This window comes from Rheinheimera soli (assembly GCF_021290985.1).
Lineage (GTDB): Bacteria > Pseudomonadota > Gammaproteobacteria > Enterobacterales > Alteromonadaceae > Pararheinheimera > Pararheinheimera soli.
Genome location: NZ_JAJOYU010000009.1, coordinates 72,872 through 97,514, shown reverse-complemented (window position 1 = coordinate 97,514; position 24,643 = coordinate 72,872). Strand labels below are relative to the sequence as shown.

The window sequence follows — 24,643 nt, the reverse complement described above, 5'->3', positions numbered from 1 at the left end:
TTAATATCCCAGTTTAAACTCATCCAGTTGCGGTAGCATAGCTGTAGCACGCAGCTTCCAGTCTTTGTGTTCATCCGACACCACCAGATTCCATTTCCCTTCAAGCAGGGTGGGTAAGGTAGCTACATACATATTTTCGCCGCTACGCTCTGCTGTGATAACAAAATCATTGGCTGCTATTGTGTTGTGAAAAAACTCCAGCGTCAGGTGCTCACCTAAAGTCTTATTTTGCTCAAATCTCACTATCACCTGATTAGCTGCAATCAAAGTGCTGGCGTGCAAGTTACGCAATTCGGCTTCACGATACTTCGCCAGATTCATATTTATGGCTCGACCTTCCTTGTAATAGTCGTCCACCACCAAATCCGGGTTGCTTTGCTGCATGATGTAGATGGTATGGCCACCTTTAATAAAGGAGACGATAGGGAAAGCCAATAATAACCAGGGCCAGAACTGTTTGTACCAGGGTTTTGTATCATGCAACATCAGGTATTCCTCTTTCAGATAGCAATAAGCCCCACAAGGCGGGGCTTATTTTACAGTTGAGCAGCAGAATAAACTACTTGCTGCTTTCTTCAGGACGAGACAAACGGTAAACGTATGCAGAGATAATATGGATTTTTTCTTCTCCTAAAATCTCTTTAAACGCTGGCATCTGACCATTACGGCCTTTGACCAGTGTTTCTTCAACTGCACCGTGTGAACCACCGTATAACCAAACATTGTCAGTCAGGTTCGGTGCACCAAATGGCAAGTTGTGAGCTAAGCTGCCTTTACCATCTGCACCATGACAAGCCGCACACATGCCAAACTTAGTTTTACCTGCTGCAGCCTCTTTATCGTTCACCTTACGGCCTGACAGGCTTAACACATAGGCTGTCATTTCTTTAATGCCTTGCTCACCTAAAGCATCACCCCAACCTGGCATAGCGGCTTTACGGCCGTACAGCAGAGTTTCTTTGATTTTGTCTGGTGTACCGCCGTACAACCAGTCATCGTCAGTCAAATTAGGGTAACCACGTTGACCACGGGCATCTGAGCCATGACATTGAGCACAGTTTTGCAGGAACAAACGCTGGCCAATTTTCAAGGCTTCCGGATCATAAGCTAAATCCATGATGTCGCGGTTGGTGTATTTAGCAAACTCTTTGGCATAGGTTTCGTTGGCAGCCGCATATTCGCGATCCAACTGGACGTTTTTACCTTCAAGTTTGTTTTGTTCCACAGCAGCTTTGGATTCAGCCAGGTTTTTAATTCCCTGGTTTGAACTGGTCCAGTTTAAAAAGCCTTTGTAGTTGCCAAGACCAGGGTAGGCCGCAAAGTAATACACCGACCAGATTAAGGTGGCATAAAACATATAGGTCCACCATTTTGGCAGAGGGTTATTAATCTCTTCAATGCCATCAAAATCATGGCCTGTGGACTCGCCTTCTTTCACACCAACATGGTTTTTTAAGTTCCAGGTCAGAATAACGGCGCAAAATACGATACACGCTATTGTTAAGACAATGATCCAAGTGCTCCAAAAGCTACTCATGATCCGACTCCTGTTTCTGTTGTTGTTTTGGTTTCTGGTCGTCTGCAAAAGGCAAATTTGCCTGTTCATCGAAGTCTGGCTTGCGTTTTAACACAAAAAGCCAGACCACAAGACCAATGAAACCTACAAACACTAACACGGTGAAAATACTGTGTAGGGTTGCCATATCCATAATAGTTACTTCAATGCCGTGCCAAGGGACTGAAGATAGGCAATTAACGCCTGCATCTCAGTTTTACCCTTGACTGAATCAGTTGCTGCTGCAATTTCTTCGGCTGAATACATCACACCATCTTCATCGTTTGCATGCATTTTGCCTTTAGTTAACTTGTTGAAGATTTCCATCTTCTTCGGTGTTAACTCGCCATCCAACAGATTTTCATCCAGCCATGGGTAACCCGGCATATTGGACTGAGGCACAACAGAACGAGGGTCCATCAAATGTGCATGGTGCCAGTCATCACTGTAACGACCACCCACACGTGCCAAATCAGGACCTGTACGTTTAGAACCCCATAAAAATGGATGCTCCCACACACTTTCGCCAGCAACAGAGTAGTGACCGTACCGTTCCACTTCGTGGCGGAAAGGGCGGATCATCTGGCTGTGACAGTTGGTACAACCTTCACGAATGAAAATGTCCCGACCTTCCAGTTGAAGCGCTGTATAAGGTTTTAAGCCGTCTACAGGTTCGGTGGTTTCTTTTAAAAACAGCAAAGGAGTGATTTCAACCAAGGTACCGAAACTGATTGCAACCACAGTGCCTATGGCTAACCAGCCGGCGCTTTTCTCGAAAAATTCATGATAGTTCTTAGACACAATAAGCTCCTTACGCTGCTTCAGCTACTGGTTCCAGAGCGCCATCTTTTGCTCTGATAGTTTTCACAACGTTATAGGCCATAATCAGCATACCTGTGACGACAAAACAACCACCAATAAAGCGCATCAGGTAGAACGGATAGGAAGCTTCTAAGCTTTGTACAAAGCTGTAAGTCAGGGTACCGTCTGTATTGACTGCACGCCACATCATGCCTTGCATAATACCGCTGATCCACATGGCGACTATATACAGAACCACACCAATAGTATGTAACCAGAAGTGAGTGTTGATCAGCTTGATGCTGTACATCCGGCCCTGATTAAATACCGCAGGGATCAGGTGATACATTGCGCCTATAGAAATCATCGCAACCCAACCTAAAGCACCAGAGTGAACGTGGCCTATTGTCCAGTCTGTGTAATGCGATAGCGCGTTTACAGACTTGATGGCCATCATTGGACCTTCAAAAGTCGACATGCCGTAGAAAGACAGGGAAACAATAAGGAAACGTAAAATAGGGTCTGTCTTCAGTTTATGCCAGGCACCAGAAAGCGTCATGATACCGTTGATCATGCCACCCCAGCTTGGAACAAACAGAATGACTGACATCACCATACCTACAGACTGAGTCCAGTCCGGCAGGGCGGTGTAGTGCAGGTGGTGAGAACCAGCCCAGATGTATAAAGCAATCAGAGCCCAGAAGTGCACGACTGATAAACGGTAGGAGTAGACTGGACGGCCTGCTTGTTTTGGTACGAAGTAATACATCATACCCAGGAAGCCTGCGGTTAATAAGAAACCTACCGCATTATGACCGTACCACCACTGTACCATTGCATCCACAGCACCTGCATACACAGAGTAGGATTTAAACAGAGAGACAGGGATCACCATGCTGTTGACTATATGCAAGGCAGCAACAGTGATAATAAAACCACCATAGAACCAGTTGGCAACGTAAATATGGCTAGTGTTTCGTTTGACTAAAGTACCAAAAAATACGATAGCGTAAGAAACCCAAACCAGGGTGATCAGAATATCAATAGGCCATTCCAGCTCGGCATATTCTTTACTTTGGCTAATACCCAAAGGCAAAGTGATAGCTGCAGCGATAATGACGACCTGCCAGCCAATAAAGGTAAACATCGCCAGTTTTTCGGCAAAGAGCCTGACTTGACAGGTCCGTTGTACCACGTAGTAAGAAGTGGCAAACAGAGCACTGGTACCAAATGCGAAAATTACCGCATTAGTGTGAAGAGGACGAAGACGACTATATGTTAACCATGCCGTGTCAAAATTAAGTGCAGGCCAATAGAGTTGGGCCGCAAGTAATACACCCACCACCATACCGACAATACCCCACAATACTGTGGTGACGGCAAAGAGGCGGACAACGGTATAGTTGTAGTCAACATTTAACGATTTGGTCTGGCTCATGTTGAGTTCCGCTGCAGTTTATTGCTAGTGATTAAAATTTCACCCTAAGGTGACCCTTCTTATTGTTGATTAACAGTGTAGCAGCCTCAACGACTTGCAAAGCAACTATACCCTTAACCATTTTGGGGCGAAATAATACGAGTTTTGCCTTTAAAAAGATAGGCAAAACAGCCCGTTTTATGATGTAGAACAATACTGCTGGTCGCAAAATAACCAATTACAGCAGTGTTTTGCGTTTGATAGCTGCATCAAGGTACACTGGTTGTTCTTTATCTACGGAAAATGATCAGATGAGATTGGTGGTACTGGCATTTTATTTACTTTGCCTGACCGGATGTTCTGAACAAAGACAGGCTGAAGCTGCAGCTATTTTGCAATTGCATCAGGATGACCAGGTCAGCGTGAGTTTGAGCCCCGCTGAAGCACCGGTTGAACAGTTGTTAAACTGGTCTGTGCAATTGTCCGAAGGCTGGCACATCAAACACGCCGAAGTGGTTGGGGTGTCGATGAGTATGGGCACTATACCACTGCTGTTTAAAGCTGTGACAGGGCAACAGCAGCAGTATGTCGCAGAAATGGTATTGGGCGCGTGCAGTCAACCGAAGATGAAGTGGCAATTGCAACTGACATTGCTTCATGTCACCCAAGGCGAAAAAGTATTACTACTGCCTTTCTATTCCAGCTGGCCTGTATAGCGGATCTGCTGTACCAGTTGCAATGGCGTTTTATTATTCAGGCTTAAACGTGCGGTTTCAACACACACAAAATCCAGATACCCCAAATCCGGTAAATCTTTTAACATTGCTGCTTTTTCTGACCACGGGTTCCATAACACGCTGGCATCATGACCCTGCTGAATGATCTGAAGTTGTGCTTTGCCATCCTTGAGTGTTAATTGCTCTGGTGTACTCAGATAGACCCGATCAACTTCTTTGCTGAATCTGAGTTCTTCGATGGTTTGATGAAACTCTTTGCCTGCCTCGACTTTATCCAGATAATTGCCCGTTAAATCAGAGACGACAGCCTGGTGTACTGAATCCACCACAAAATAGCTATGAAGTGCAGCTTGTTGCACCGCCTGATCTGAGTTCAGCGTCAGGCTTAAGTCTGTTTCAGTTAAAGTGAGTTGCAAACTCAAATGAGCAGGAGCGTCCTGATAAGGTAAGCTACTGGTGGTGATGCCAAATTCAATGATGACAGCATGTTCTGACACAGACTTTTTCACCAGTTGCCATAGTTCGGTGCGCACCACCCCATGATTCGGTAGTTTTTTCTGGGCAGGATTAAGTTCAGCGGCGGTAGGGCCAAACCAGGGCCAGCATACAGGTACACCGCCACGAATGGGTGTGTTGTCTTGCCACTCTGCTTCTGGTGAGAGATAAATCACTTCGGTGCCAGCTTTTGGCTGATAAGAAAGTAGATGAGCACCATAGCTACTAATCACAGCTTTAGCCTGGCCGCAGGTTAATACATAACAAGGTAAATCTTGTAAGTGGGCAAAACCTAACTGTGCAGTAATAGCATTTTGGCTCATCTTATATCCTTAAATTCAACAGAAAGAAAAGGCGGCTAAAAAGCCGCCTTTGTGAAAGGTCTGAAGCTTACTGACTATGTTTCATCAGTTCAACAGTGTTGTCCAGCATACGGTTACTGAAACCCCACTCATTGTCATACCATGCCATTACTTTGACCAAACGGCCGTTTACACGGGTTTCGCTGGCATCAAAAATAGATGACATTGGGTTGTGGTTAAAGTCGACTGACACTAATGGCAAGTCGTTCACTGCCAGCACCTGATTCATCGGGCTTTGAGCTGCAGCTTTACGGATAATATCGTTGACTTCTTCTACTGTGGTGTGACGACCAGCGATAAAAGATAAATCCACTAAAGACACGTTTAAAGTTGGTACACGTACCGCTAAACCATCAAATTTACCTTTCAGCTCTGGTACTACCAAGCCTACAGCGGCTGCTGCGCCAGTCTGTGTTGGGATCATTGACATAGCTGCAGCACGGGCACGGCGCACGTCGGTGTGATACACATCACTTAAACGCTGGTCATTGGTGTAGGCATGAATAGTGGTCATTAAACCTGATTCAATACCTAAAGCGTCGTTTAACGGCTTGGCGATAGGAGATAAACAGTTGGTGGTGCATGACGCGTTAGAGATGATGGTCATATCTTTGGTGATCACATCATGGTTTACACCATAAACTACAGTGGCATCCACATCTTTGGCCGGAGCAGAGATAATTACTTTTTTAGCACCAGCCGTTAAATGCGCACCAGCAGTCTGACGATTGGTGAACAGACCTGTACATTCAAGCACAACGTCAATATCAAGTTCAGCCCAAGGCAAGTTTGCAGGACTGCGCTCGCTTAAAGTCAGAATTTCATCTTTATTTACGAAAATAGCTTTGTCTGAGTGTTCTACGTCAGCGAAAAAGATGCCGTGAGCTGTATCGTACTTCAGTAAATGGGCGTTAATAGCGGCATCGCCTAAATCGTTTATGGCTACAACTTTGATGTCATAATTCTTCTTTGACTCATATAAAGCGCGTAAAACGTTGCGGCCAATGCGGCCAAAACCATTAATTGCTACACGAATTGTCATAACCTATCCCCAGACTGTAATTTAATTCTGTAATAAAATTACATTTTTTGTCATTCTTTTCAAGTGCAAAAAAGTTATGCATTCGTATTTTGTTAATCCAGGCCTTGAATCTGGAGTAGACTGTGGTAGTTAATTTTCCCTAACCATTTACTTTTCCGAGCAAAAAGCGGGTCGCTGGAGCCTTTATGGACAAACAATTACTTTCTGATCTGATTGCCTTCACTGGCATAGAAACACAATTTACCGACGCTTGGGGCAACCAATCAGAAGTTGCAGAGAAAAACTTACTCACGTTATTGGCCGCTCAAGGATTTGCTGTGGACAATGACGCCCTTGCCCGTGAGCAATTGTTGGAACGTCAACAAGACCACTGGGAGCAATTATTGGATCCAGTCTCAGTGCAAAAGTCCGGACAAGATACTCAGATCCAACTGAAGTTACCTATAGTGCTTGCCAATACCGCATTAGAGCTGGTCTTGACCACCGAACAGGGAAAAACATATCACTTCACTCTAACCGCGACAGAAGATGCAGAGTTAAATCAGGTGATGGTATTTGATGGTGAAGAATACCAGCAATATCAATGGACTTTGCCAGTGCTGCTGGAGCAGGGGTACCATAGTTTAAGTCTGACTATAGGTGAGCTGGACTTTGTGCAATCGCTGATCATTACACCATCTGCCTGTTTCCAGCCTGCCGAATTTAAGAAGCAAAAACAATGGGGCGTATCGGTGCAATTGTACTGTGTGCGTTCAGAACAAAACTGGGGTGTCGGTGATTTTGCTGATCTGCGTTTTCTGCTGGGCCATTTAGCCAAACAAGGTGCCGATTTTGTCGGTTTAAATCCTATCCATGCGCTTTATCCAGCCATGCCGGAATCCGCCAGCCCTTACAGTCCTTCATCTCGCCGCTGGTTAAATATTATCTATTTAGCAGTACCAGAAATGGTTGGTTTTGAGCAATGTCAGCAAGTAAAACAGCTGGTCAGTGCGCCAGGATTTAAACAACAACTCGAAGCTGCCCGGGCTGCAGACTGGGTTGATTACACTGCAGTGACTCGCTTGAAGTTGCCTGTGTTAAAAGCATTGTATCAATGGTTTACTGAGCATCAGGCTGAACATCCTGAACTTGCACAGGCATTTTCTGTATTTAAACAACAATCTGGTGAAAGTTTATTACAGTTGGCGCTGTACGATGCAATTCATGCCCATTTAATCCAAAAAGACATCCATGCCTGGGGCTGGCCTGTATGGCCTGAAGCCTGGCAAAGACCAGATAGTGAAGAAGTGCTGGCGTTTGCCAAAGAGCATGCCCACGAACTGGATTTTTATTGTTATCTGCAATTTATGGCCCGTGAACAACTTGCTAAAGCGCAAGCCTTTGCCAAAGAGCAGGGCATGTTATTGGGCTTGTACCGTGATTTAGCTGTAGGTGTCAGCGAAGCTTCGACTGAGATTTGGGGTAACCCGGAATTGTATTGCCGTGGTGCCAGTGTAGGCGCGCCGCCTGATATTTTAGGACCCAAAGGCCAAAACTGGGGTTTACCTCCTATGTTGCCTTACCAAATGTTCCAGCAAGCTTACCGGCCTATGATCGATTTATTCCGCGCCAATATGCAAAACTCAGGTGCGCTGCGTATTGACCACGTCATGGCTTTATTGCGTTTATGGTGGGTACCGAAAGGCGCCGAAAGTGCAGGGGATGGCGCTTACATCTATTACCCAATTCAGGATTTATTAGGTATTTTGGCCCTTGAGTCGCAGCGCCACCAGGTGGTGGTAATAGGCGAAGACTTAGGCACAGTACCAGATGGTATTCGTGAAATTCTGGCTGAATATGGTATGTATTCGTACCGGGTATTTTTCTTTGAAAAAGCCGAAGATGGTGGTTATGTCTCTCCTGGACATTACCCGGTGCAGGCTATGGCCACTCTGACAACTCATGATATGCCAACCTTAATAGGCTACTGGCATTGTGGAGATTTACATTTAGGCAAAGATGTTGGCTTGTATCAGGAGCATCAACTGCCAGCTTTATTCCAGTCCCGCCATGAAGATAAACAAAAGATCTTAAACTCTTTGCATGGCCATCAGATGCTGGACCCTAACTTTAGCCACAGTGTCGATCAGGTGGGGATGAGTACAGAACTGAGTTACGCTATTCAGCGCCATGTCGCCAAAGGCTCCAGTCAGTTATTGTGTTTACAGCTGGAAGATTGGATGGAAATGACACAACCAGTCAATATTCCCGGCACCAGCGATGAATACCCGAACTGGCGACGTAAGTTGACTATGACGCTGGAACAACTGACACAACAGCAAAACGTCAATCAATTGTTGCAGGATCTGACGCGCCTTCGTCGCAGTTAAAAGACCCAAAAGGACAGACTGCTCGTTGAATTTTTGAGGCCATAGCAAAGAGCTAAAGCTATGGCTTCAAATAATTTGGCTATAAAACTGCCATAACTCCATGGCAGTTTTAGTGTAATTTGTTATCTTAGAAACTAAGACGGTAAAAAAATCAAAAGGATAGTTCATGTCCGTAACTCAGTTAGCCTCCGCCAGTTGTTCTTCTCCATTCTCTGTATTGTCCTGGCAAAAAGGTGCAACCAAAGGTTTAATGATCCGTGCCTACTTGCCTGATGCCGCCAAAGTAGAGGTTTTTGATTTTGCGACTGGCAAATCTTTAGGTTTGATGACAGCTCAGGCTGTATTGCATGGCTTATTTGAGCTGGAATTACCCACTAAACGCAAAGCAAGTCCGTATTATTTTCAGATAGAAACCCCTCATCAGCATAATTATATGTTGTTGGACCCTTATCAGTTTCAGGATGAAGCTTATTACGCTGTGCATTTTGTTAATAGCAAGCCAGAGAACCTTTATAAACAGCTCGGTGCACAACTGGTTGAACTCAATCTGGGTAAAAAGAAACTCAGTGGCACTCGTTTTGCTGTGTTTGCACCTAATGCGTCCAGCGTCAGCCTGATTGGAGATATGAACCAGTGGGATGGTCGTCGTCATCCGATGCAGCGCACTGAATGTGGTCATTGGGTGCTGGTGATACCAGAAGTTGGGGCTGGTGTGCGTTATAAATTTGAGATCAAAGACGCTTTTGGTAATTTATTGCCACATAAAGCGGATCCTTTAGCTTTTGCCGCAGAGCAATACCCGTCTCATGCTTCTTTAGTCTACGACCACAGTAAATATCAGTGGCATGACCAAGAATGGCAACAGCGTCATTTTGACCCTTATCATCAGCCGATGAGTATTTATGAGTTGCATCCGGGGTCCTGGAAACACAATCAGCATGGCGAGCCTCTGAGCTATAACGAGCTGGCGCTTGAGCTTATTCCTTATGTACTGGATATGGGTTACACCCATATTGAATTGCTCCCTGTGATGGAGCATCCATACTCTGGCTCCTGGGGTTACCAACCTTTGGGCTTATTTGCTGCGACCTCACGTTTTGGCACACCCGATCAATTTAAAGCTTTTGTGGATGCTTGCCACCAGGCTGGAATAGGGGTGATTTTAGATTGGGTTCCGGCACATTTCCCTGAAGATGCGCATGGCCTAGCACGTTTTGATGGCAGTCATTTGTACGAATACGAAGATCCGCGTCGTGGCTGGCATCCGGACTGGAATTCCTGCATTTACGATTACGGCAAAGACCCTGTCAGGCAGTTCCTGGTGGCGAGCGCCTTGTTTTGGCTGGATTATTTCCATATTGATGCGCTGCGGGTGGATGCAGTGGCTTCTATGTTGTATCTGGATTATTCCCGCCGTGATGGTGAATGGGTGCCGAATATAGACGGGGGCAACCATAATTACGAAGCCATCAGCTTGTTCCGTTGGCTCAATAGTGAAGTCTACAGCCAGTACCCTAAAGCCATGATGATTGCTGAAGAGTCGACGTCCTTTAATGGTGTCACCCGGCCTGTGGATTTGGGCGGTTTAGGTTTTGGTTTTAAATGGAATATGGGCTGGATGAATGACAGCTTGCGTTATATCAGCAAAGATCCAGCCTATCGTAAGTTTCACCATAACGATTTAACCTTTTCTATGGTGTATGCCTTTAACGAAAACTTTATTTTGCCTTTATCACATGACGAAGTGGTGCATGGCAAAGGTAGTATTATCAATAAAATGCCCGGTGATGAATGGCAACAAGCCGCTAATTTAAGGGCTTATTACGCCTTTATGTTTGCCCATCCAGGCAAAAAGCTGAACTTTATGGGCAATGAATTTGGCCAGGGGTCGGAGTGGGATCACAATCAACAGTTGCCGTGGTTTTTATTGTCCTTTGAAAAACACAAAGGGGTACAGCAACTGTTCCGTGACTTAAACCTGACCTACAGAAGCTGCACGCCACTGCATCAGCTGGATCACGATGCTCAAGGCTTTCGCTGGATTAATTATCAGGACGCTGAGCACAGCACCTTAAGCTTTTACCGTCTGGATCAGCAAGGTCAGGCTGTGTATGTGGTTAGTAACTTTACGCCTGTGCCTCGAAGCGGCTTCGGTTTGTCTGTGGCACAACAGGGCGAATACGAAGTGATCCTCAATACCGACAGCGAATATTATTGGGGCAGCAATTACCCTGTGGGTGAATATCTGCTGGCGTATCCTGCTGCTGATTTTGGTTTAAATTACAAGGTTCAACTGGATTTACCGCCCTTGTCGACTCTGTACTTGAGAATAAAAATAAAATGACTACCTTAGCAGAGCAGAACCCTGAATGGATAAGCAGTACAGGCACTGCCTATCCTCCTGGCCCTAGCCAGACAGGAGCTCACAGCTGGAACTTTTCCGTTTACGCACCTGATGCATCGGCGCTCTGGTTATGCTTGTTTTGCCCCGATACTGAAGAACCTCTGGCAGAAATAGAGTTTTTCGCCCGCACCGGTGAAGTCTGGCATCTGCATATTGAAGGCATTGAAAGCGGCACTTTGTATGGCCTGCGGGCCGCAGGGGTGTGTCAGGCAAGTTCAGGCCTGGTGTTTGACCGAAACAGATTATTAATAGACCCTTATGCCAAGCAACTGAACCGGGCTTTAGTCTGGAACGAACGACTCTATCAGGTTCACAGTCACTATATGGTGCCCAAAGGCGTGTTGGCCGCACCAGAGTTTGATTGGCAAAACAGTAAAAAACCTCTGATACCTCGCGAGAAGACCATTATTTATGAAGCCCATGTCAAAGGGCTAACGAAGTTGCATCCGGACGTGCCCGAAGCGCTTCGTGGTAAATATCAGGGTATGTGTCATCCGGCTGTGATCCAACATTTAAAAGAGTTGGGCATTACCACAGTACAGCTGTTGCCTGTGGCCAGCTTTATGAGTGAACCCCGCTTAGAAAAACTGAAGCTGACTAATTATTGGGGTTATAACCCGATAAACTTTTTTGCTCCTGATGCCCGTTATCAGGTGGATGATGCGGTGACAGAGTTCAAAGAGCTGGTGCGTACTTATCATCAGCATGGACTGGAAGTTATTCTGGATGTGGTGTTCAACCATAGCGCAGAAGCTGAAGAATACCGTTTAAGTTTCAGAGGCTTAGCTAACAGACATTATTATCTGTTTGAAAATCATGCCGACATTACCGACTACCAGCAAAATTGCAATTACAGTGGCTGTGGCAATACGCTGAATGTGGCTCATCCTGTCACTCAGCGTTTGGTGCTGGACGCACTGCGGTATTGGGCGACAGAAATGCAGGTCGATGGGTTCCGCTTTGATTTAGCTGTGACCTTGGCCCGTGAACATAAGCGATTTGATGCCTATGCTACGTTTTTACAGGTGATAGCGCAGGATCCGGTGTTGAGTCAGGTCAAGCTGATTGCTGAGCCCTGGGATTTGGGGCCTTTTGGTTACCAGCTTGGACAATTTCCGGCGCATTGGTCGGAGCTAAACGACAAATGCCGTGATACTTTTCGCTCGTTCTGGCGACAAGACCCAGGCCAGTTGCCCCAATTTGCCACCCGTTTACTGGGGTCACGTGATATTTTCCAGAAACATCACAAACCAGCCTGTTGCAGTGTGAACTACATCAGTTACCACGATGGTTTTACCTTGCAGGATATGGTGTGTTATCAGGATAAACACAACTGGCTGAACGCAGAGCAAAATCGCGATGGCCATGGTCATAATTTAAGTCTGAATTACGGTGTTGAAGGCCCCAGCAGCGATGCCGACATTCTGCAGAAACGGTTTCAGCATAAACGTAATCTGGTCGCCAGCCTGATGCTCAGCCAAGGTATAGTGCACTGGTTGGGCGGAGACGAGTTGAGTCAAACTCAGCAAGGCAACAATAATGCCTATTGTCAGGACAATGAGATGAGCTGGCTGCATTGGCAACTGGATTATCAGGCCACGCAGTTTCTGATTTTTGTCAAAAAGATGATCCAGCTGCGCCAGCAATTCAGTTGTTTGCAGCAGTTGTCATTGTTGGATGATCAGTATCAGTTGCATGGTGATAAACATCAGGTGAGCTGGTATTTAGCGGATGGCAGTGTAAAACAAGACGAACACTGGACCGACCCCTACAAAACCAACTGTGTTTTTGTCATTGAGCATTTAAAAGATCATCAGGCCATGCTGGTGATTATTAACGCCGGTAACACAGAGCTTCAGGTCGATTTACCGAAAAAAAGCTGGCAGCTTTTGCTTGATACTCGGTTTGAGACCGGCGAGATGCTGGAAAAATCAACAACCAGAACCCGTTATCTGCAGAGCGAGCGATCTTTATCCATCTGGACCTGAGTTTTTTCAGCTGAGCTTTTTCTTTATCGATAGTTTTCCAGTATAATCGCGGCCACTTTTGCAGTGCCGGATTTTAAAAGGAAAATCAAATGTCTGAGACATCCGTATTATGTGATATAGGTTTTGTCGGCGCAGGTGTGATGGGGAAGAACCTCATTTTAAACCTGGCTGATCACGGTTATCGGGTTGCCGCTTTTGATTTAGACCATAAAAAACTGGAAGCTGTTATAGCGCAGGACAAAGCCGAGCGGGGCGACAAACCGGCCCGGGTGATCAGCTGCAGCTCTTATACAGAACTTCTGTCGCGTTTATCTTCTCCTCACTTAGTTATTTTATCTGTACCAGCCGGCAAACCTGTGGATGACGTCTGCTTAAAGCTGATTGATGCTGGTATTCAGGCAGATGACATTATCGTCGATACAGGCAATAGCCTGTGGACTGACACAGTACGCCGTGAAAAACATTACGAAGGGAAATTTATTTTCTTCAGTACAGCTGTTTCTGGTGGTGAAGTAGGGGCTCGTTTTGGTCCTTCCTTAATGCCAAGCGGTGACCCATATGCCTGGACTCGTATTGAACCTATCTGGCGCGCAATCGCCGCTAAGGTAGACCCTGCTACAGGTCGTCCGCTCGAGCGGCATGAACCTGGTAATCCTGTGACTGAAGGTGAGCCTTGCGCTACTTATATTGGCCCAGGTGGCTCAGGTCATTACGTTAAAATGGTGCACAACGGCATCGAATACGCTGATATGCAGCTGATTTGTGAAGTTTATCAAGTGATGCGTGATGCACTGGGTATGAGTGCAGAACAAGTTTCTAAAGTGTTTAAAGAGTGGAATCAGGGTATTTTAAATAGCTACCTGATGGAAATCAGTGCTGAAGTGCTGGCGACCAAAGATTCAGAAACAGGCCTACCTTTAGTTGATGTGATCCTGGATAAAGCCGGCCAGAAAGGCACTGGTCTATGGACTGCGGTCAGCAGTCTGGAATTAGGTTGCCCTGCACCTACTATAGCTGAAGCTGTGTTTGCCCGTTCCATGTCGACTTTAAAAGATCAGCGTGTGCTGGCCTCCACCTTGCTGGCAGGTCCGGTGCGCGAGCATTGCACCAGCCAGAGCGCTGAGCTGATGATTAAACAGCTGCATGACGCGCTCTACTGCGCCAAAATCTGTGTTTATGCTCAGGGTTTTGATTTAATGAAAACCGCGGCTGCAGAACATGGCTGGCAACTTAATTTTGCCGAAATAGCTAAAATCTGGCGGGCAGGCTGTATTATCCGCGCGGTATTTTTACAGTCTATTACCGATGCTTATGAGCGTAATGACGATTTACAGAATGTATTGCTGGACCCGTTTTTTGCAAAACAGATTTCTGTCAATCAGATGAACTGGCGCCGTGCCGTGGCTGAAGCGGCTATGACGGGTATTCCTGTGTCCGCATTAAGTTCTGCATTGAGTTATTACGACTCGTACCGCACCGCAGTGTTACCTGCCAATTTGTTACAAGGACAACGCGATTACTTTGGCGCTCATACCTTTGAGCGCACAGATAAAGCCAAAGGTAAAACTTTCCACGTTGACTGGAGTCATAACGACAGGCCGATGCAAAAAATCAAGTAAATAAAAAGCTCCGGAAGGAGCTTTTTACGTATAGGAGTACAGCTGTTAGGTAAAAGCTGTGATATAGCAGCCAAAATGCGGCGACCTGTACTTTGAACCGGAGTAGTAGATGAATAAAACTGAACAAGAGTGGCGTGAGCAGTTAACTGACGAGCAGTACAGAGTGACACGACAAAAGGGCACTGAATATCCTTTTAGCGGTACTTTGTTGCATAACAAAGACACTGGCAGCTATCACTGCGTCTGCTGTCAGCAGCCGTTATTTGATTCGGCAGATAAATTTGATTCGGGTTGTGGCTGGCCTTCATTCAGCAAGGCTATTAAAGGCCAGGTGAAATACGAAAGGGATACTTCTCATGGCATGGAGCGGATTGAAATTTTATGTCAGCACTGTGACGCTCATTTAGGCCATGTGTTTGACGATGGCCCGGCACCTACCGGGCAGCGTTATTGCGTCAATTCAGTGTCGTTGCTATTTAATCAGGACGTTAAAATTTCGGCGGAGTAAAATGCCCCAGTTGCAGCTGAGCTAAGGTATGGTCAGCTGCTTCTTTAATTTTTTCATGGTCCAACTGGGCTTGTTCCAGATATATTTTCAGTTCCTGCAATTCCACATTAAAAGCCCCACTTTGTTGTGCCAGCAAAGCCCAATGGTAAGAGCTGGCGTAGTCTTTCTTTTTGTAAAACATACTGGTTAAAGACGCATAAATCTCTGGATCAACCTGCGGATTTGGTGGATAAAGCGATAGAGCATGGTGTAACAGCTGAATGCTTTTTTCTCTGTCTCTTTTGCTGTAATAACTGACCAACGCCATTTGCAGCGCAGGGGTTTCTAACTGGTTATTTTGTTCTGCCTGCAAAAAGCGCTGCAGATGACTGTCACTTTTATTGCGCGACCAATGGTAATACAACAGATGTGGATCATCTGAACTGACGGTTTCGTTACTTAAGCGTTTGATTTCTCTCAAACTTGTCAGGTAACCAATCATGCGTGTACTGGTTTTTTCTTTTAGTTTGATGTGTTCAATACCAGCAGCCAGTTCAATACATTTTGAGTATTTTTCAAAATCGAGCAATAACTGATATTTGTTTTTGTCCGACGGCAGACGCTTCTCTTCAAAGCGCTGCATAATCAAATCTCGACGCTGCATATTGCAATGGGAGTCGTCATTTAAGTCCGTGCACAAGCCAGGTTCTTTTTCGCAGACAGCACGTAAGGTCAGTTCGCCCTCTGAGCAGGCGCCCAGCATCACCAAGCTTAATGTTAACAGCAGGTATTTCATATCTATCTCATCAGTCCTTTAAGCCTTCAGCATAACGAAGAATTCAGAAAAAATCTTTTTGTAATTGTTGTCGTAGTATTACATGTTCAATTACAATGCGCCTGCCTCAATGTGGCGATGACCACAGGCACACCTCTGAACCTACAAGACGTAAAAGGCGAAACCATGACTCTATCACACGAAGAACAGTATCAACGCAGCTGGCAGGAACGTCAGGAGTACGCTGAGAACATGCAACCTATTATAGGTCGTTTGTATCGTAATAAAGGCATTGAAGTTGTGGTTTATGGCCGTCCGCTAGTGAATGCGACCACTATTGATATCATCAAGGCGCATAAAACAGTAGAACGCTTTGAACATCAGAAGCTGCGCTTAAGAGAAAGTTTTCCGCTTTTAGAAGCCATTTCCAAAATGGAGCTGGCTCCAGGCCGCGTCGATATTGGTAAGTTGGCTTTTGCCTATTTATATAAAAATGCCGGTGAAGGTCAGTCTTTGCAGCAGTACTTAGATAGTCAGCTGTCTGAAATATTACACCGTGGCGATCAAATTAAGCCGGTAGACGTCGTATTGTACGGTTTTGGTCGTATCGGTCGTTTATTAGCCCGCCTGATGCTGGAGCGTTCAGGTCCAAGCAGCAAGTTACGCTTACGTGCCATTGTAGTGCGCGGCGGTCGTAAAGGTGATTTAGAAAAACGTGCCAGCCTGCTGCGTCGCGATTCTATCCATGGGCCATTTAATGGCAGTATCACGGTAGACGAAGAAAACGTGGGCATCAAAGCCAATGGCACTTTTATTAAAGTGATTTATGCTGATTCACCTGATCTGGTGGATTACACCCAGTACGGTATTCATGATGCACTGGTGGTGGATAACACCGGTATTTGGAAAGACGATAAAGAATTGTCTATTCACTTTAAATCCAAAGGCGCGGCCAAAGTATTGTTAACAGCTCCAGCCAAAGGTGAGGTGCATAACGTGGTGTATGGCGTGAATCACAACATGATCCAGCCTGAAGACCGAATTGTGTCTGCGGCCAGCTGCACGACCAATGCCATCACACCAGTATTAAAAGCCTTAAACGACGAATACGGTATTAAAAATGGTCACGTTGAAACTGTGCATTCGTACACTAACGACCAGAACTTAATCGACAACTATCACAAAGCTGAACGTCGAGGTCGTGCTGCACCGCTAAATATGGTCATTACTTCAACAGGTGCTGCCAGCGCTGTGGCCAAGGCGTTGCCTGAATTAAAAGGCAAGCTGACAGGAAATGCGATTCGGGTACCTACACCTAACGTATCTATGGCGATTTTGTCGTTAAACCTGAACAAAGAAACCAACCGCGACGAGCTGAATAATTATCTGCAAAAAGTGGCACTGTTTTCAGAGCTGCAGGATCAGATTGATTTCACCAGCTCGACTGAAATTGTATCCAGTGATTTAGTCGGTTCACGTTACGCTGGTGTGGTCGATTCACAGGCGACTATAGTGCAGGACGACCGCTGCGTACTCTATGTGTGGTACGACAACGAGTTTGGTTACAGTACTCAGGTTATTCGCGTCATGAATGAAATGGCGGGAATTAAATACCCAACTTTGCCAGTCAACAAGTAGAAATTGATTTGAAAACAGGCCGCCCCAGTGCGGCCTTTTTTATTATTTAAGGCGGCCAAATCTGTAGCTTCGGCTGAACAGTCGGAAATTTAATGCTATGATGCCGGTCCGTTAAGACTGCAACTTAATGCAGCATCTGTCACCCAACCAAGTGGATATGTTATGAAAATTACCTGTAATTTTGACAGCGGTAATATTGACGTGATCAAAGCCGAACATCCTGCCGATATTCAGCTGGCGATCCGCAAAGACCACAATTCAGATTTCTACCAATGGTTCCATTTCCGTTTACATTCTCAAAGCACTGAACCTCACACTATTCGCATCGTGAATGTCAAAGATTCCGCTTATCCGGATGGCTGGAAAGACTATCAGGCTGTGGCCTCTTACGATCGGGAAAACTGGTTCAGAGTGGAAACTCAACTGGTCAATGAACAACTGGTGATCACTCATTATCCTGAAGCTGAATCAGTGTACTTTGCGTACTTTGCGCCTTATAGCTACGAACGTCATATGGATTTACTGCATCAGGCTCAAAGCTCTGGTATGGCTCAAATTGTTGAGCTGGGTGAAACCTTAGACGGTCGTGATATGAGTATGTTGGTGGTGGGTGAGCCTGCTGATGGTAAGAAAAAAATCTGGATCACAGCTCGTCAACATCCGGGCGAGTCTATGGCTGAATGGTTTGTCGAAGGTTTATTAGACAAACTGCTGGATGAAGATGACGGTGTTGCCCGTACTTTGCTGGAAAAAGCCGTGTTTTATATAGTGCCTAATATGAACCCGGATGGCAGCGTCCGTGGTCATTTGCGTACCAACGCCGCTGGTGTGAACTTAAACCGTGAATGGCAAAGCCCTAGCATGGAAAAAAGCCCGGAAGTTTATTTAGTACGCAAGCAGATGCTGGAAACAGGTGTGGATATGCTGCTGGACGTACATGGTGATGAAAACCTGCCGTATAACTTTGTTGCGGGCGCTGAAGGTGTACCTTCGTACAATGCCAAAATGCAGCAGTTAGAAACCAGCTTTAAAAATGCACTGTTGTTAGTCACTCCAGAGTTTCAGACTGAATTTGGTTATGAATTGGATGCACCAGGTCAGGCGAATTTAACCATAGCGTCCACCTGGGTGGCAGAGCAATTTAAGTGCTTGTCGTACACCCTTGAAATGCCATTTAAAGACAATGCTAATTTACCGGATCTGGCCTATGGCTGGTCTGATGTACGTTCAATGAAGCTGGGACAGGATAGCCTGGTGGCAATACGTGCTGTCGTTGATCAACTGCGATAAACGGACCGTATTTAAAGAAGATGCAGGTCAGCCTAAGCTGGCTTGCAAACTTGTTCTTTTGCTTTATAGTGCGCCATAACTTTCAGAGGGTTTTACTATGGCAATTATTTCCTGCCCACGTTGTGGTAAAAAAATTTCGGATAAAAGTCAGACCTGCCAGCATTGTCAGCTGGATTTAAGCAGTATGTCAGCGGAAAGAAAACACCATTTAGCCATTGAGGCTCAGGATAAAAAAATCCAGAGTGCATTGAATCAGTCTATGTTGGCGTTGATCCTGTTTTTAGCTGGCTTCTGTTTTTTGTATTTTTGGGCTTTAGAGCCGGATGGTTATGAAGCCATGGTGTCACAAGGCATGATCGCCGCTGGTTTTCTCTGGTACATCTACGGCAGAGCCCGCCTGATTTATCTGAAGCGAAAAAAGTAATATGGATTTCAAAGCTCTTGTACTGGCGATGTCGCCTGATACCTATCAATCCTTGTTAGACACAGTAGCCACAGGCCGTTGGGCTGATGGTGTTGTGCTTTCTGATATGCAAAAAGCTCATACACAGCAACTGGTGATGGCTTATCAGGCTTATGTGCTTAAATCCACTGAACCCTACACTATAGGGGCAGACGGTCAGATGGTGGTTAAATCCAAAGCTGAAATGAAAAAACAATTCCCTCAGGACTCTTCGATAGCAAGGTTTGCGCATGATGATCTTTAAACGTTGGTTTGCGCCTAAATGGCAACACAAAGACGCTGCAGTGCGGCAACAGGCGATTGCTGGCTTAAATGTAGATGCCCAGCACAAAGAAATTCTGCATGAACTCGCTTTTAATGATGGCCACGAAGCAGTGCGCCGTGCAGCTTTGGAGAAACTCAATGAGTTTTCCTTATGGTGGCAAGCCAGCAAGCAGGATAATGCTGAACGCTTAAAACAATATGCAGAAAGTCAGTTGGTGCAAATGGTGTTGGAAAATCGCATTTCTGCGCCGTTAAAACGTCAGTTTATTGAAGAGTGTCACAGAAGCAGCATTTTAGAGAAATTAGCTCTGACAGAAGCCGATGCTGATATACGTTTTTCGCTGATTATGCGGCTGAAAAAAACTGAATTGCTAGTAGCTAACCTGCAGCAGGACCTGTTGAGTCTTGAGCAAAAGCGTCAGTTACTGGCGTTGATCACTGATCAAAAGCAACTGGAAAAGCTCAGCAAACAATTAGCAGAACCTTTGGCCAGTGAATTAAAACTGCAATTACAACAGCTGCAACAAGCCAAAGACAAACCCGTTCAGGTGCGTAAGGTGATCAACCTGCTGCTGGCAAAATTAAACGCTGTGCGTGAGCGCGGTGATTTAACGCAGATGCAGCAAAAGTGGCAGCAATACCAACAGGAATGGGATGCTGCTCAGTCTGACCTTGCCTTGCTGGACGATGCGGCTGAACTGACGCAAAAGTTTAATAAAATCAAATTACTCACTGAAGCTGTCTGGGCACCTATGGTGAAAGAACAGCAACAACAGCAAGCACAACAACAAAAACTCGCGGCCTTGAAACAACAGCAGCAACAGCTTGAAACAGAGCTGCAAGCCTTGCAACAAGAGTTGGCACAACTGATGTCAGAAGGCCGGCTGGATGAAACTGATCCCTTAGCAGCAAAGGCAACAAGCTTGTTACAGCAGCTGTCACAAAGTGATTTGGCCGCAGCGGTAAAAACCAATTTGCAAAAAGCCATTACGGCTTTTGAGCGCCAATTGCAGCAATTACCGGCTCAGGCTGAGCAACTGTTTAAACTGACTCGTTTGTTGGCTGACTGGTCTGCTGCAACTATTCCAACAGATGCGGCTCAGTTTCAGCATATCGAAGCTAAATATCAGCAATGGCAGCAGGAATGGAATAAAGGTCGTAAGACTTTAGGCGCTATGTTGCCTGACAGCCTGGCAGAAGCACAACAACAACTGAATGCACAGTGGCAGGCCGTGATGACAGGTTTTGCCGGTCAGGCAGATAAAAATCTGAAATCTGTTCGTTCTAAACTTGCTGAGTTCCGTCGTTTGTATGAAGCAGGCCGTTATAAAGTTCTGTTTGGATTGTTTAAAGGAATTCAGCAAAGTTTTGCGGAATTAACACCAGCTCAGCAGCAACAGCTGACGAAAGATTATCAGGCCGCTGAACAGCAACTGCAGCAACTGAACGAGCTGCAAAACTACATAGCAACACCTCGTAAACAAGAATTAGTTGCTCAAATGCAGGCTTTAGCAGAAGCCACTGACGTTGAAGCGCCAGAGCGAGCAGAGCAGGTAAAATTAGCCCGCGCCACCTGGCAGACGTTGGGACGTGCTGATGAAGCAGTAGAGCAGGAGTTGAATCAGGCTTTTAATCTGGCCTGTGAGCAGGCTTTTGCGCCATGCCGAGACTATTTCGCTGCGCAGGATGAGCAACGCAAACAAAATGCTGTGATTAAACAGCAAATTCTGGCCGATTTAACCGCTTTGTTGGATCAACCTCTGGATAAAGGCTTTGACAGCCAACTGACGGCATTGCAAAAAAGCTGGCGTGAAAGTGGCCCAACAGAATCAGCACTTTATAAGGAATTGGCGGCTCAGTTTAAGACGCTGGTCGATACTCTGAAGGGCCGCGTACGTGCACTGCATGAACAAAACCTGGCTGACAAACAACAGCTGGTTGAAAAAGCGCAGCAGTTGCTGACTTTATCTGTGGATGAAGCCGTAGCAGGAGCCAAGAAGTTACAACAAGACTGGAAACAAATTGGTTTTTCCGGCAAAACGGATCAGCAGCTGTGGTCACAATTCCGCCTGATTTGCGATCAGGTTTTCGCTAATAAAACTGCGGTTAAACAGCAACAAGACCAGCAATGGGCAGAGCAGCAACAGCAAGCTGAAACTCAATTCAGTGAAGTTGCAGCCCAATGTGCACAGGCGACAACAGCTGCGGAATTACATACAGCTCAAGGCGCATTAAAAGCTTTGGATTTACCAATTAAATCGGTCTTATCGCAGCAAAAACAGCAGTTGTTAGCAGAAGTGCAGCAGAAGCTGGACACACTGGAGCAATCTGCGTTTAACGCCAGTTACCAGCAGCTGTTTGATGCTTTAGCTCAGACTGATGTGACAGCAGAAGCTATTCCTACTCGTTTTCGGGAAGATTTTGCCAAAGGCAATGAATCCCAACTGACTCGTGCTCAACTGACGACTGCTATTGAACTGATCAGCGGCAAAGACTGTGTCGCAGCAGATAAAGCGCAAGTGCAGTTGCAGTTATTGTCAGACAAACACAATTCCGGTAAGAGCCTGACTGTGGATGCGTTATTAAAACGCTGGTTAAGTTTTGGTGCTGTAAAATCAGAAGAGCAGGGCTTAGTGCAACGTTTAAAAGCTGTATTTGCCTAAGTACATTCGGAATACTAAAAAGCCAGCGCAATGCTGGCTTTTTGTTATCAACGAAAACGGATTTTTTACAAGGTTAACTCACCTCGCAAACTTTGTTGCATAAATAGCCGTACTTGCTCAGTGCTCAAAGGCTGGCTCAGTAGATAGTGCAGTTTGGTTAAGGTGGCTTCCAGTGTCATATCGTAACCACTGATCACGCCGCACTCTCGCAATGCGTTGCCAGTGGCATAACCACCCATATTCACTTTGCCTTTAAAACACTGGGTGCAGTTGACAATAATGGTGCCGCGCTTTGAGGCTTCTGTTAAGGCTTGCAGTAATTCGGGCTGCTGTGGTGCATTGCCCACACCATAAGATTTAATGATCAAGGCTTTGATAGGCGCTGCGGCCATATTTCTGATCACATCTACACTGATGCCCGGATACAAAGTCACTACGCTGATTGGCTGAGGTGTAATTTGCGCAATTTTTAAGGCTTTGGTTACTGCGGTAGAGGCCAGATGGCCAGCCACTAAATTAATATGAATACCAGCTTCAATCAGCGGGGAAAAGTTCGGAGATGCAAAAGCGTCAAACCCATCTGCATCTGCCTTGGTGGCTCTGTTGCCTCGAAATAGTTTGTTGTTAAAAAACAGCGCCACTTCGGCTATAGGGTAATAAGCCGCCAGATACAGCGCGTTCAATAAGTTCACCTGGCCGTCCGAGCGTAATTGCGCCAATGGAATTTGTGAGCCGGTCACAATGACGGGCTTGGCTAAATCTTCCAGCATAAAAGATAAAGCTGAGGCGGTGTAGGCCATAGTATCAGTGCCATGCAACACGACAAAACCATCGTAGTCGGCATAGTGGCTTTGAATATCAGTGGCAATTTCCAGCCAGTGCGCTGGTGTCATATCGGAGGAGTCAATGACCGGGTGGTATTCGTGAATATCAAATTCCGGCATTTCTGAGCGGTAAAACTCTGGCATGCTTTTCACTGTATCGGATAAAAAGCCGGGCACAGGCACAAAACCATTGCTCGATTGCTGCATACCTATAGTTCCGCCTGTGTAGGCGACATAAATTCGTTTTTTATTCATGACAGAGAAGGTCCTGATCTGTTGTCTGGCTATTGTAATCAACAGCGGCAGGGCTGTCAGGTTTTGTTCGGCTTAATCTTTACTGATACAGTTATTTCATACCGAAATGCATAAAAGAGTAGAGAAAATTAGCAAAAAGTGACCACTTTGCACAAATGCTGAGCAAACGAATTAAAAGCGATAGAAAAGCACTTTACAAAAAAAGGCGAGACCCCTAATATGACGTCCAACGCGGAGGGGTGGCAGAGCGGTTTAATGCACCGGTCTTGAAAACCGGCGAAGGTTAATAGCCTTCCGAGAGTTCGAATCTCTCCCCCTCCGCCATTAAAACCACCTTAAAGGTGGTTTTTTTATACCTTCAATTTTCCTATCTTATTGGTTTGTAAGTTTTTTCTGGATTATCCCCAATAAATTTGTGTTACTTATCGCATTCGCTGATGAAGTACTTGAGCTTTGGCCTGTCTCTGCTTTATGCTCGGATATAATAGAGCTAGACTGGAGTAGTTCACCTTGGCACCGGAGAGATCAAATTGATTAATGTTTTATTAGTGGATGATCATGAGCTGGTTCGGACCGGCATCAGTCGTATACTAATGGACGAACGTGGCATTAAGGTTATAGGCGAAGCCATTTCTGGTGAAGCCGCTATCCAATTTTGTCGCGCGCAAACACCGGATGTGGTGCTGATGGATATGAATATGCCTGGCATGGGTGGTATGACGGCCACTAAACGTATTTTGCATTATTGTCCTGAAATCAAAATTCTGGCCTTATCTGTCTCTTGTGAGGAGCCGGTTCCAACCAAAGTGATGCAATTAGGCGCTTCAGGTTTTATCTCCAAAAATGCAGCTCCCTCAGAAATGGTCAGTGCTATACGTAAAGTGCATGCAGGGGAGCGATATATCTCCGGCGAAGTCGCGCAAAAAATGGCAATGAGCCGCGTGACCAGTAGTAACCAGAACCCTTTTGAAGAATTATCTGACCGCGAAATGCAAATTATGCTGATGATCACCCGTGGTCAGAAGGTCAATGATATCGCTGAGTTACTAAATGTCAGCGCAAAAACGGTCAATTCCTACCGCTATCGCATGTTTGAAAAACTGGATATCAGCGGCGATGTTGAATTGACGCATTTAGCTTTACGCCATGGCATGATCGACATTGCGAAGTTATAACTGCCTCCATGATATTTAAT

Annotated in this window: 21 protein-coding genes and 1 tRNA gene; 13 read left to right on the top strand and 9 right to left on the bottom strand. The window is 45.7% G+C overall.

Annotated elements, in window-relative coordinates:
- The 5 genes from LSG37_RS08415 to ccoN all read right to left on the bottom strand — a co-directional run bounded on the left by LSG37_RS08415 (window position 1) and on the right by ccoN (window position 3,794).
- The gene (locus LSG37_RS08415) at window positions 1-486 is read right to left on the bottom strand and encodes a FixH family protein (protein WP_233079448.1); all 486 of its coding nucleotides are present in this window, start codon (window positions 484-486) and stop codon (window positions 1-3) included.
- Window positions 487-559: 73 nt separating this feature from the next.
- Window positions 560-1,537, bottom strand: coding sequence for a cytochrome-c oxidase, cbb3-type subunit III (gene ccoP, locus LSG37_RS08410; protein ID WP_233079447.1), 978 nt, complete (start codon window positions 1,535-1,537; stop codon window positions 560-562).
- The gene (locus LSG37_RS08405; RefSeq protein ID WP_008898724.1) at window positions 1,530-1,709 is read right to left on the bottom strand and encodes a CcoQ/FixQ family Cbb3-type cytochrome c oxidase assembly chaperone; all 180 of its coding nucleotides are present in this window, start codon (window positions 1,707-1,709) and stop codon (window positions 1,530-1,532) included. Before LSG37_RS08405 ends, ccoP begins: the two co-directional genes overlap by 8 nt.
- 5 nt (window positions 1,710-1,714) lie before the next feature.
- Window positions 1,715-2,356 (bottom strand): cytochrome-c oxidase, cbb3-type subunit II, encoded by a 642-nt coding sequence (ccoO, locus tag LSG37_RS08400; protein ID WP_233079446.1) that lies wholly within the window; start codon window positions 2,354-2,356, stop codon window positions 1,715-1,717.
- A 10-nt stretch (window positions 2,357-2,366) separates the two neighbouring features.
- A complete protein-coding gene (gene ccoN, locus LSG37_RS08395) occupies window positions 2,367-3,794 on the bottom strand; it encodes a cytochrome-c oxidase, cbb3-type subunit I (protein ID WP_233079445.1) in 1,428 nt (475 codons plus the stop codon).
- 290 nt (window positions 3,795-4,084) lie between these two features.
- On the opposite strand from ccoN, the gene LSG37_RS08390 reads away from it, so the two are divergent.
- Window positions 4,085-4,489, top strand: coding sequence for a hypothetical protein (locus LSG37_RS08390; protein WP_233079444.1), 405 nt, complete (start codon window positions 4,085-4,087; stop codon window positions 4,487-4,489).
- On the opposite strand, the gene LSG37_RS08385 is transcribed toward LSG37_RS08390, so the two are convergent.
- Together LSG37_RS08385 and gap are read right to left on the bottom strand one after the other, a co-directional pair.
- Window positions 4,468-5,328 carry a D-hexose-6-phosphate mutarotase gene (locus LSG37_RS08385; RefSeq protein WP_233079443.1) on the bottom strand — a complete coding sequence of 287 codons (861 nt, stop codon included), beginning with the start codon at window positions 5,326-5,328 and terminating at the stop codon, window positions 4,468-4,470. The genes LSG37_RS08390 and LSG37_RS08385 overlap by 22 nt on opposite strands.
- 67 nt (window positions 5,329-5,395) lie before the next feature.
- Window positions 5,396-6,409, bottom strand: coding sequence for a type I glyceraldehyde-3-phosphate dehydrogenase (gene gap / locus LSG37_RS08380; protein ID WP_233079442.1), 1,014 nt, complete (start codon window positions 6,407-6,409; stop codon window positions 5,396-5,398).
- A 185-nt stretch (window positions 6,410-6,594) separates the two neighbouring features.
- On the opposite strand from gap, the gene malQ reads away from it, so the two are divergent.
- The 5 genes from malQ (at window position 6,595) to msrB (ending at window position 15,297) form a co-directional block, all read left to right on the top strand.
- Window positions 6,595-8,778: a 4-alpha-glucanotransferase gene (gene malQ / locus LSG37_RS08375; RefSeq protein WP_233079441.1), complete on the top strand. Its 2,184-nt coding sequence runs from the start codon at window positions 6,595-6,597 to the stop codon at window positions 8,776-8,778.
- A 166-nt stretch (window positions 8,779-8,944) separates the two neighbouring features.
- A complete protein-coding gene (gene glgB / locus LSG37_RS08370) occupies window positions 8,945-11,122 on the top strand; it encodes a 1,4-alpha-glucan branching protein GlgB (RefSeq protein ID WP_233079440.1) in 2,178 nt (725 codons plus the stop codon).
- Window positions 11,119-13,170, top strand: a complete 2,052-nt coding sequence (gene glgX / locus LSG37_RS08365; RefSeq protein WP_233079439.1) for a glycogen debranching protein GlgX — start codon at window positions 11,119-11,121, stop codon at window positions 13,168-13,170. Before glgB ends, glgX begins: the two co-directional genes overlap by 4 nt.
- 89 nt (window positions 13,171-13,259) lie before the next feature.
- On the top strand, window positions 13,260-14,789 hold the full coding sequence (gnd, locus tag LSG37_RS08360; protein ID WP_233079438.1) for an NADP-dependent phosphogluconate dehydrogenase: 1,530 nt from the start codon (window positions 13,260-13,262) through the stop codon (window positions 14,787-14,789).
- Window positions 14,790-14,898: 109 nt separating this feature from the next.
- A complete protein-coding gene (gene msrB, locus LSG37_RS08355) occupies window positions 14,899-15,297 on the top strand; it encodes a peptide-methionine (R)-S-oxide reductase MsrB (RefSeq protein ID WP_233079437.1) in 399 nt (132 codons plus the stop codon).
- Here the strand turns inward: msrB and LSG37_RS08350 are convergent.
- Window positions 15,278-16,072, bottom strand: coding sequence for a DUF2989 domain-containing protein (locus LSG37_RS08350; RefSeq protein WP_233079436.1), 795 nt, complete (start codon window positions 16,070-16,072; stop codon window positions 15,278-15,280). The two genes, msrB and LSG37_RS08350, sit on opposite strands and share 20 nt — an antisense overlap.
- 165 nt (window positions 16,073-16,237) lie before the next feature.
- Here LSG37_RS08350 and LSG37_RS08345 point away from each other — a divergent pair, with 165 nt between their 5' ends.
- The 5 genes from LSG37_RS08345 to LSG37_RS08325 all read left to right on the top strand — a co-directional run bounded on the left by LSG37_RS08345 (window position 16,238) and on the right by LSG37_RS08325 (window position 22,369).
- Entirely contained in the window at window positions 16,238-17,689 is a 1,452-nt protein-coding gene (locus LSG37_RS08345) for a glyceraldehyde-3-phosphate dehydrogenase (protein ID WP_269836525.1), read from the top strand.
- A 162-nt stretch (window positions 17,690-17,851) separates the two neighbouring features.
- Window positions 17,852-18,979 (top strand): M14 family metallopeptidase, encoded by a 1,128-nt coding sequence (locus tag LSG37_RS08340; RefSeq protein WP_233079434.1) that lies wholly within the window; start codon window positions 17,852-17,854, stop codon window positions 18,977-18,979.
- A 97-nt stretch (window positions 18,980-19,076) separates the two neighbouring features.
- A complete protein-coding gene (locus tag LSG37_RS08335) occupies window positions 19,077-19,403 on the top strand; it encodes a zinc ribbon domain-containing protein (protein ID WP_233079433.1) in 327 nt (108 codons plus the stop codon).
- Between the two features lies 1 nt (window position 19,404).
- Window positions 19,405-19,686, top strand: a complete 282-nt coding sequence (locus LSG37_RS08330; protein ID WP_233079432.1) for a YeaC family protein — start codon at window positions 19,405-19,407, stop codon at window positions 19,684-19,686.
- On the top strand, window positions 19,673-22,369 hold the full coding sequence (locus tag LSG37_RS08325) for a DUF349 domain-containing protein (protein ID WP_233079431.1): 2,697 nt from the start codon (window positions 19,673-19,675) through the stop codon (window positions 22,367-22,369). Before LSG37_RS08330 ends, LSG37_RS08325 begins: the two co-directional genes overlap by 14 nt.
- A gap of 65 nt (window positions 22,370-22,434) precedes the next feature.
- Here the strand turns inward: LSG37_RS08325 and ansA are convergent, their stop codons facing one another.
- Entirely contained in the window at window positions 22,435-23,448 is a 1,014-nt protein-coding gene (ansA, locus tag LSG37_RS08320) for an asparaginase (protein WP_233079430.1), read from the bottom strand.
- 233 nt (window positions 23,449-23,681) lie between these two features.
- Between ansA and LSG37_RS08315 the strand changes: the two genes are divergently transcribed.
- Window positions 23,682-23,772, top strand: a tRNA-Ser gene (locus LSG37_RS08315).
- 206 nt (window positions 23,773-23,978) lie between these two features.
- Complete coding sequence (uvrY, locus tag LSG37_RS08310; protein WP_233079429.1) at window positions 23,979-24,623, top strand: UvrY/SirA/GacA family response regulator transcription factor; 645 nt, start codon at window positions 23,979-23,981, stop codon at window positions 24,621-24,623.
- Window positions 24,624-24,643: the final 20 nt, after the last annotated feature.

Bases quoted from the DNA above. Each gene is read 5' to 3' on its own strand.
- LSG37_RS08415 (WP_233079448.1), bottom strand. From the start codon at position 486: ATGTTGCATGATACAAAACCCTGGTACAAACAGTTCTGGCCCTGGTTA.
- ccoP (WP_233079447.1), bottom strand. From the start codon at position 1,537: ATGAGTAGCTTTTGGAGCACTTGGATCATTGTCTTAACAATAGCGTGT.
- LSG37_RS08405 (WP_008898724.1), bottom strand. From the start codon at position 1,709: ATGGATATGGCAACCCTACACAGTATTTTCACCGTGTTAGTGTTTGTA.
- ccoN (WP_233079445.1), bottom strand. From the start codon at position 3,794: ATGAGCCAGACCAAATCGTTAAATGTTGACTACAACTATACCGTTGTC.
- LSG37_RS08390 (WP_233079444.1), top strand. From the start codon at position 4,085: ATGAGATTGGTGGTACTGGCATTTTATTTACTTTGCCTGACCGGATGT.
- LSG37_RS08385 (WP_233079443.1), bottom strand. From the start codon at position 5,328: ATGAGCCAAAATGCTATTACTGCACAGTTAGGTTTTGCCCACTTACAA.
- gap (WP_233079442.1), bottom strand. From the start codon at position 6,409: ATGACAATTCGTGTAGCAATTAATGGTTTTGGCCGCATTGGCCGCAAC.
- malQ (WP_233079441.1), top strand. From the start codon at position 6,595: ATGGACAAACAATTACTTTCTGATCTGATTGCCTTCACTGGCATAGAA.
- glgB (WP_233079440.1), top strand. From the start codon at position 8,945: ATGTCCGTAACTCAGTTAGCCTCCGCCAGTTGTTCTTCTCCATTCTCT.
- glgX (WP_233079439.1), top strand. From the start codon at position 11,119: ATGACTACCTTAGCAGAGCAGAACCCTGAATGGATAAGCAGTACAGGC.
- gnd (WP_233079438.1), top strand. From the start codon at position 13,260: ATGTCTGAGACATCCGTATTATGTGATATAGGTTTTGTCGGCGCAGGT.
- msrB (WP_233079437.1), top strand. From the start codon at position 14,899: ATGAATAAAACTGAACAAGAGTGGCGTGAGCAGTTAACTGACGAGCAG.
- LSG37_RS08350 (WP_233079436.1), bottom strand. From the start codon at position 16,072: ATGAAATACCTGCTGTTAACATTAAGCTTGGTGATGCTGGGCGCCTGC.
- LSG37_RS08345 (WP_269836525.1), top strand. From the start codon at position 16,238: ATGACTCTATCACACGAAGAACAGTATCAACGCAGCTGGCAGGAACGT.
- LSG37_RS08340 (WP_233079434.1), top strand. From the start codon at position 17,852: ATGAAAATTACCTGTAATTTTGACAGCGGTAATATTGACGTGATCAAA.
- LSG37_RS08335 (WP_233079433.1), top strand. From the start codon at position 19,077: ATGGCAATTATTTCCTGCCCACGTTGTGGTAAAAAAATTTCGGATAAA.
- LSG37_RS08330 (WP_233079432.1), top strand. From the start codon at position 19,405: ATGGATTTCAAAGCTCTTGTACTGGCGATGTCGCCTGATACCTATCAA.
- LSG37_RS08325 (WP_233079431.1), top strand. From the start codon at position 19,673: ATGATGATCTTTAAACGTTGGTTTGCGCCTAAATGGCAACACAAAGAC.
- ansA (WP_233079430.1), bottom strand. From the start codon at position 23,448: ATGAATAAAAAACGAATTTATGTCGCCTACACAGGCGGAACTATAGGT.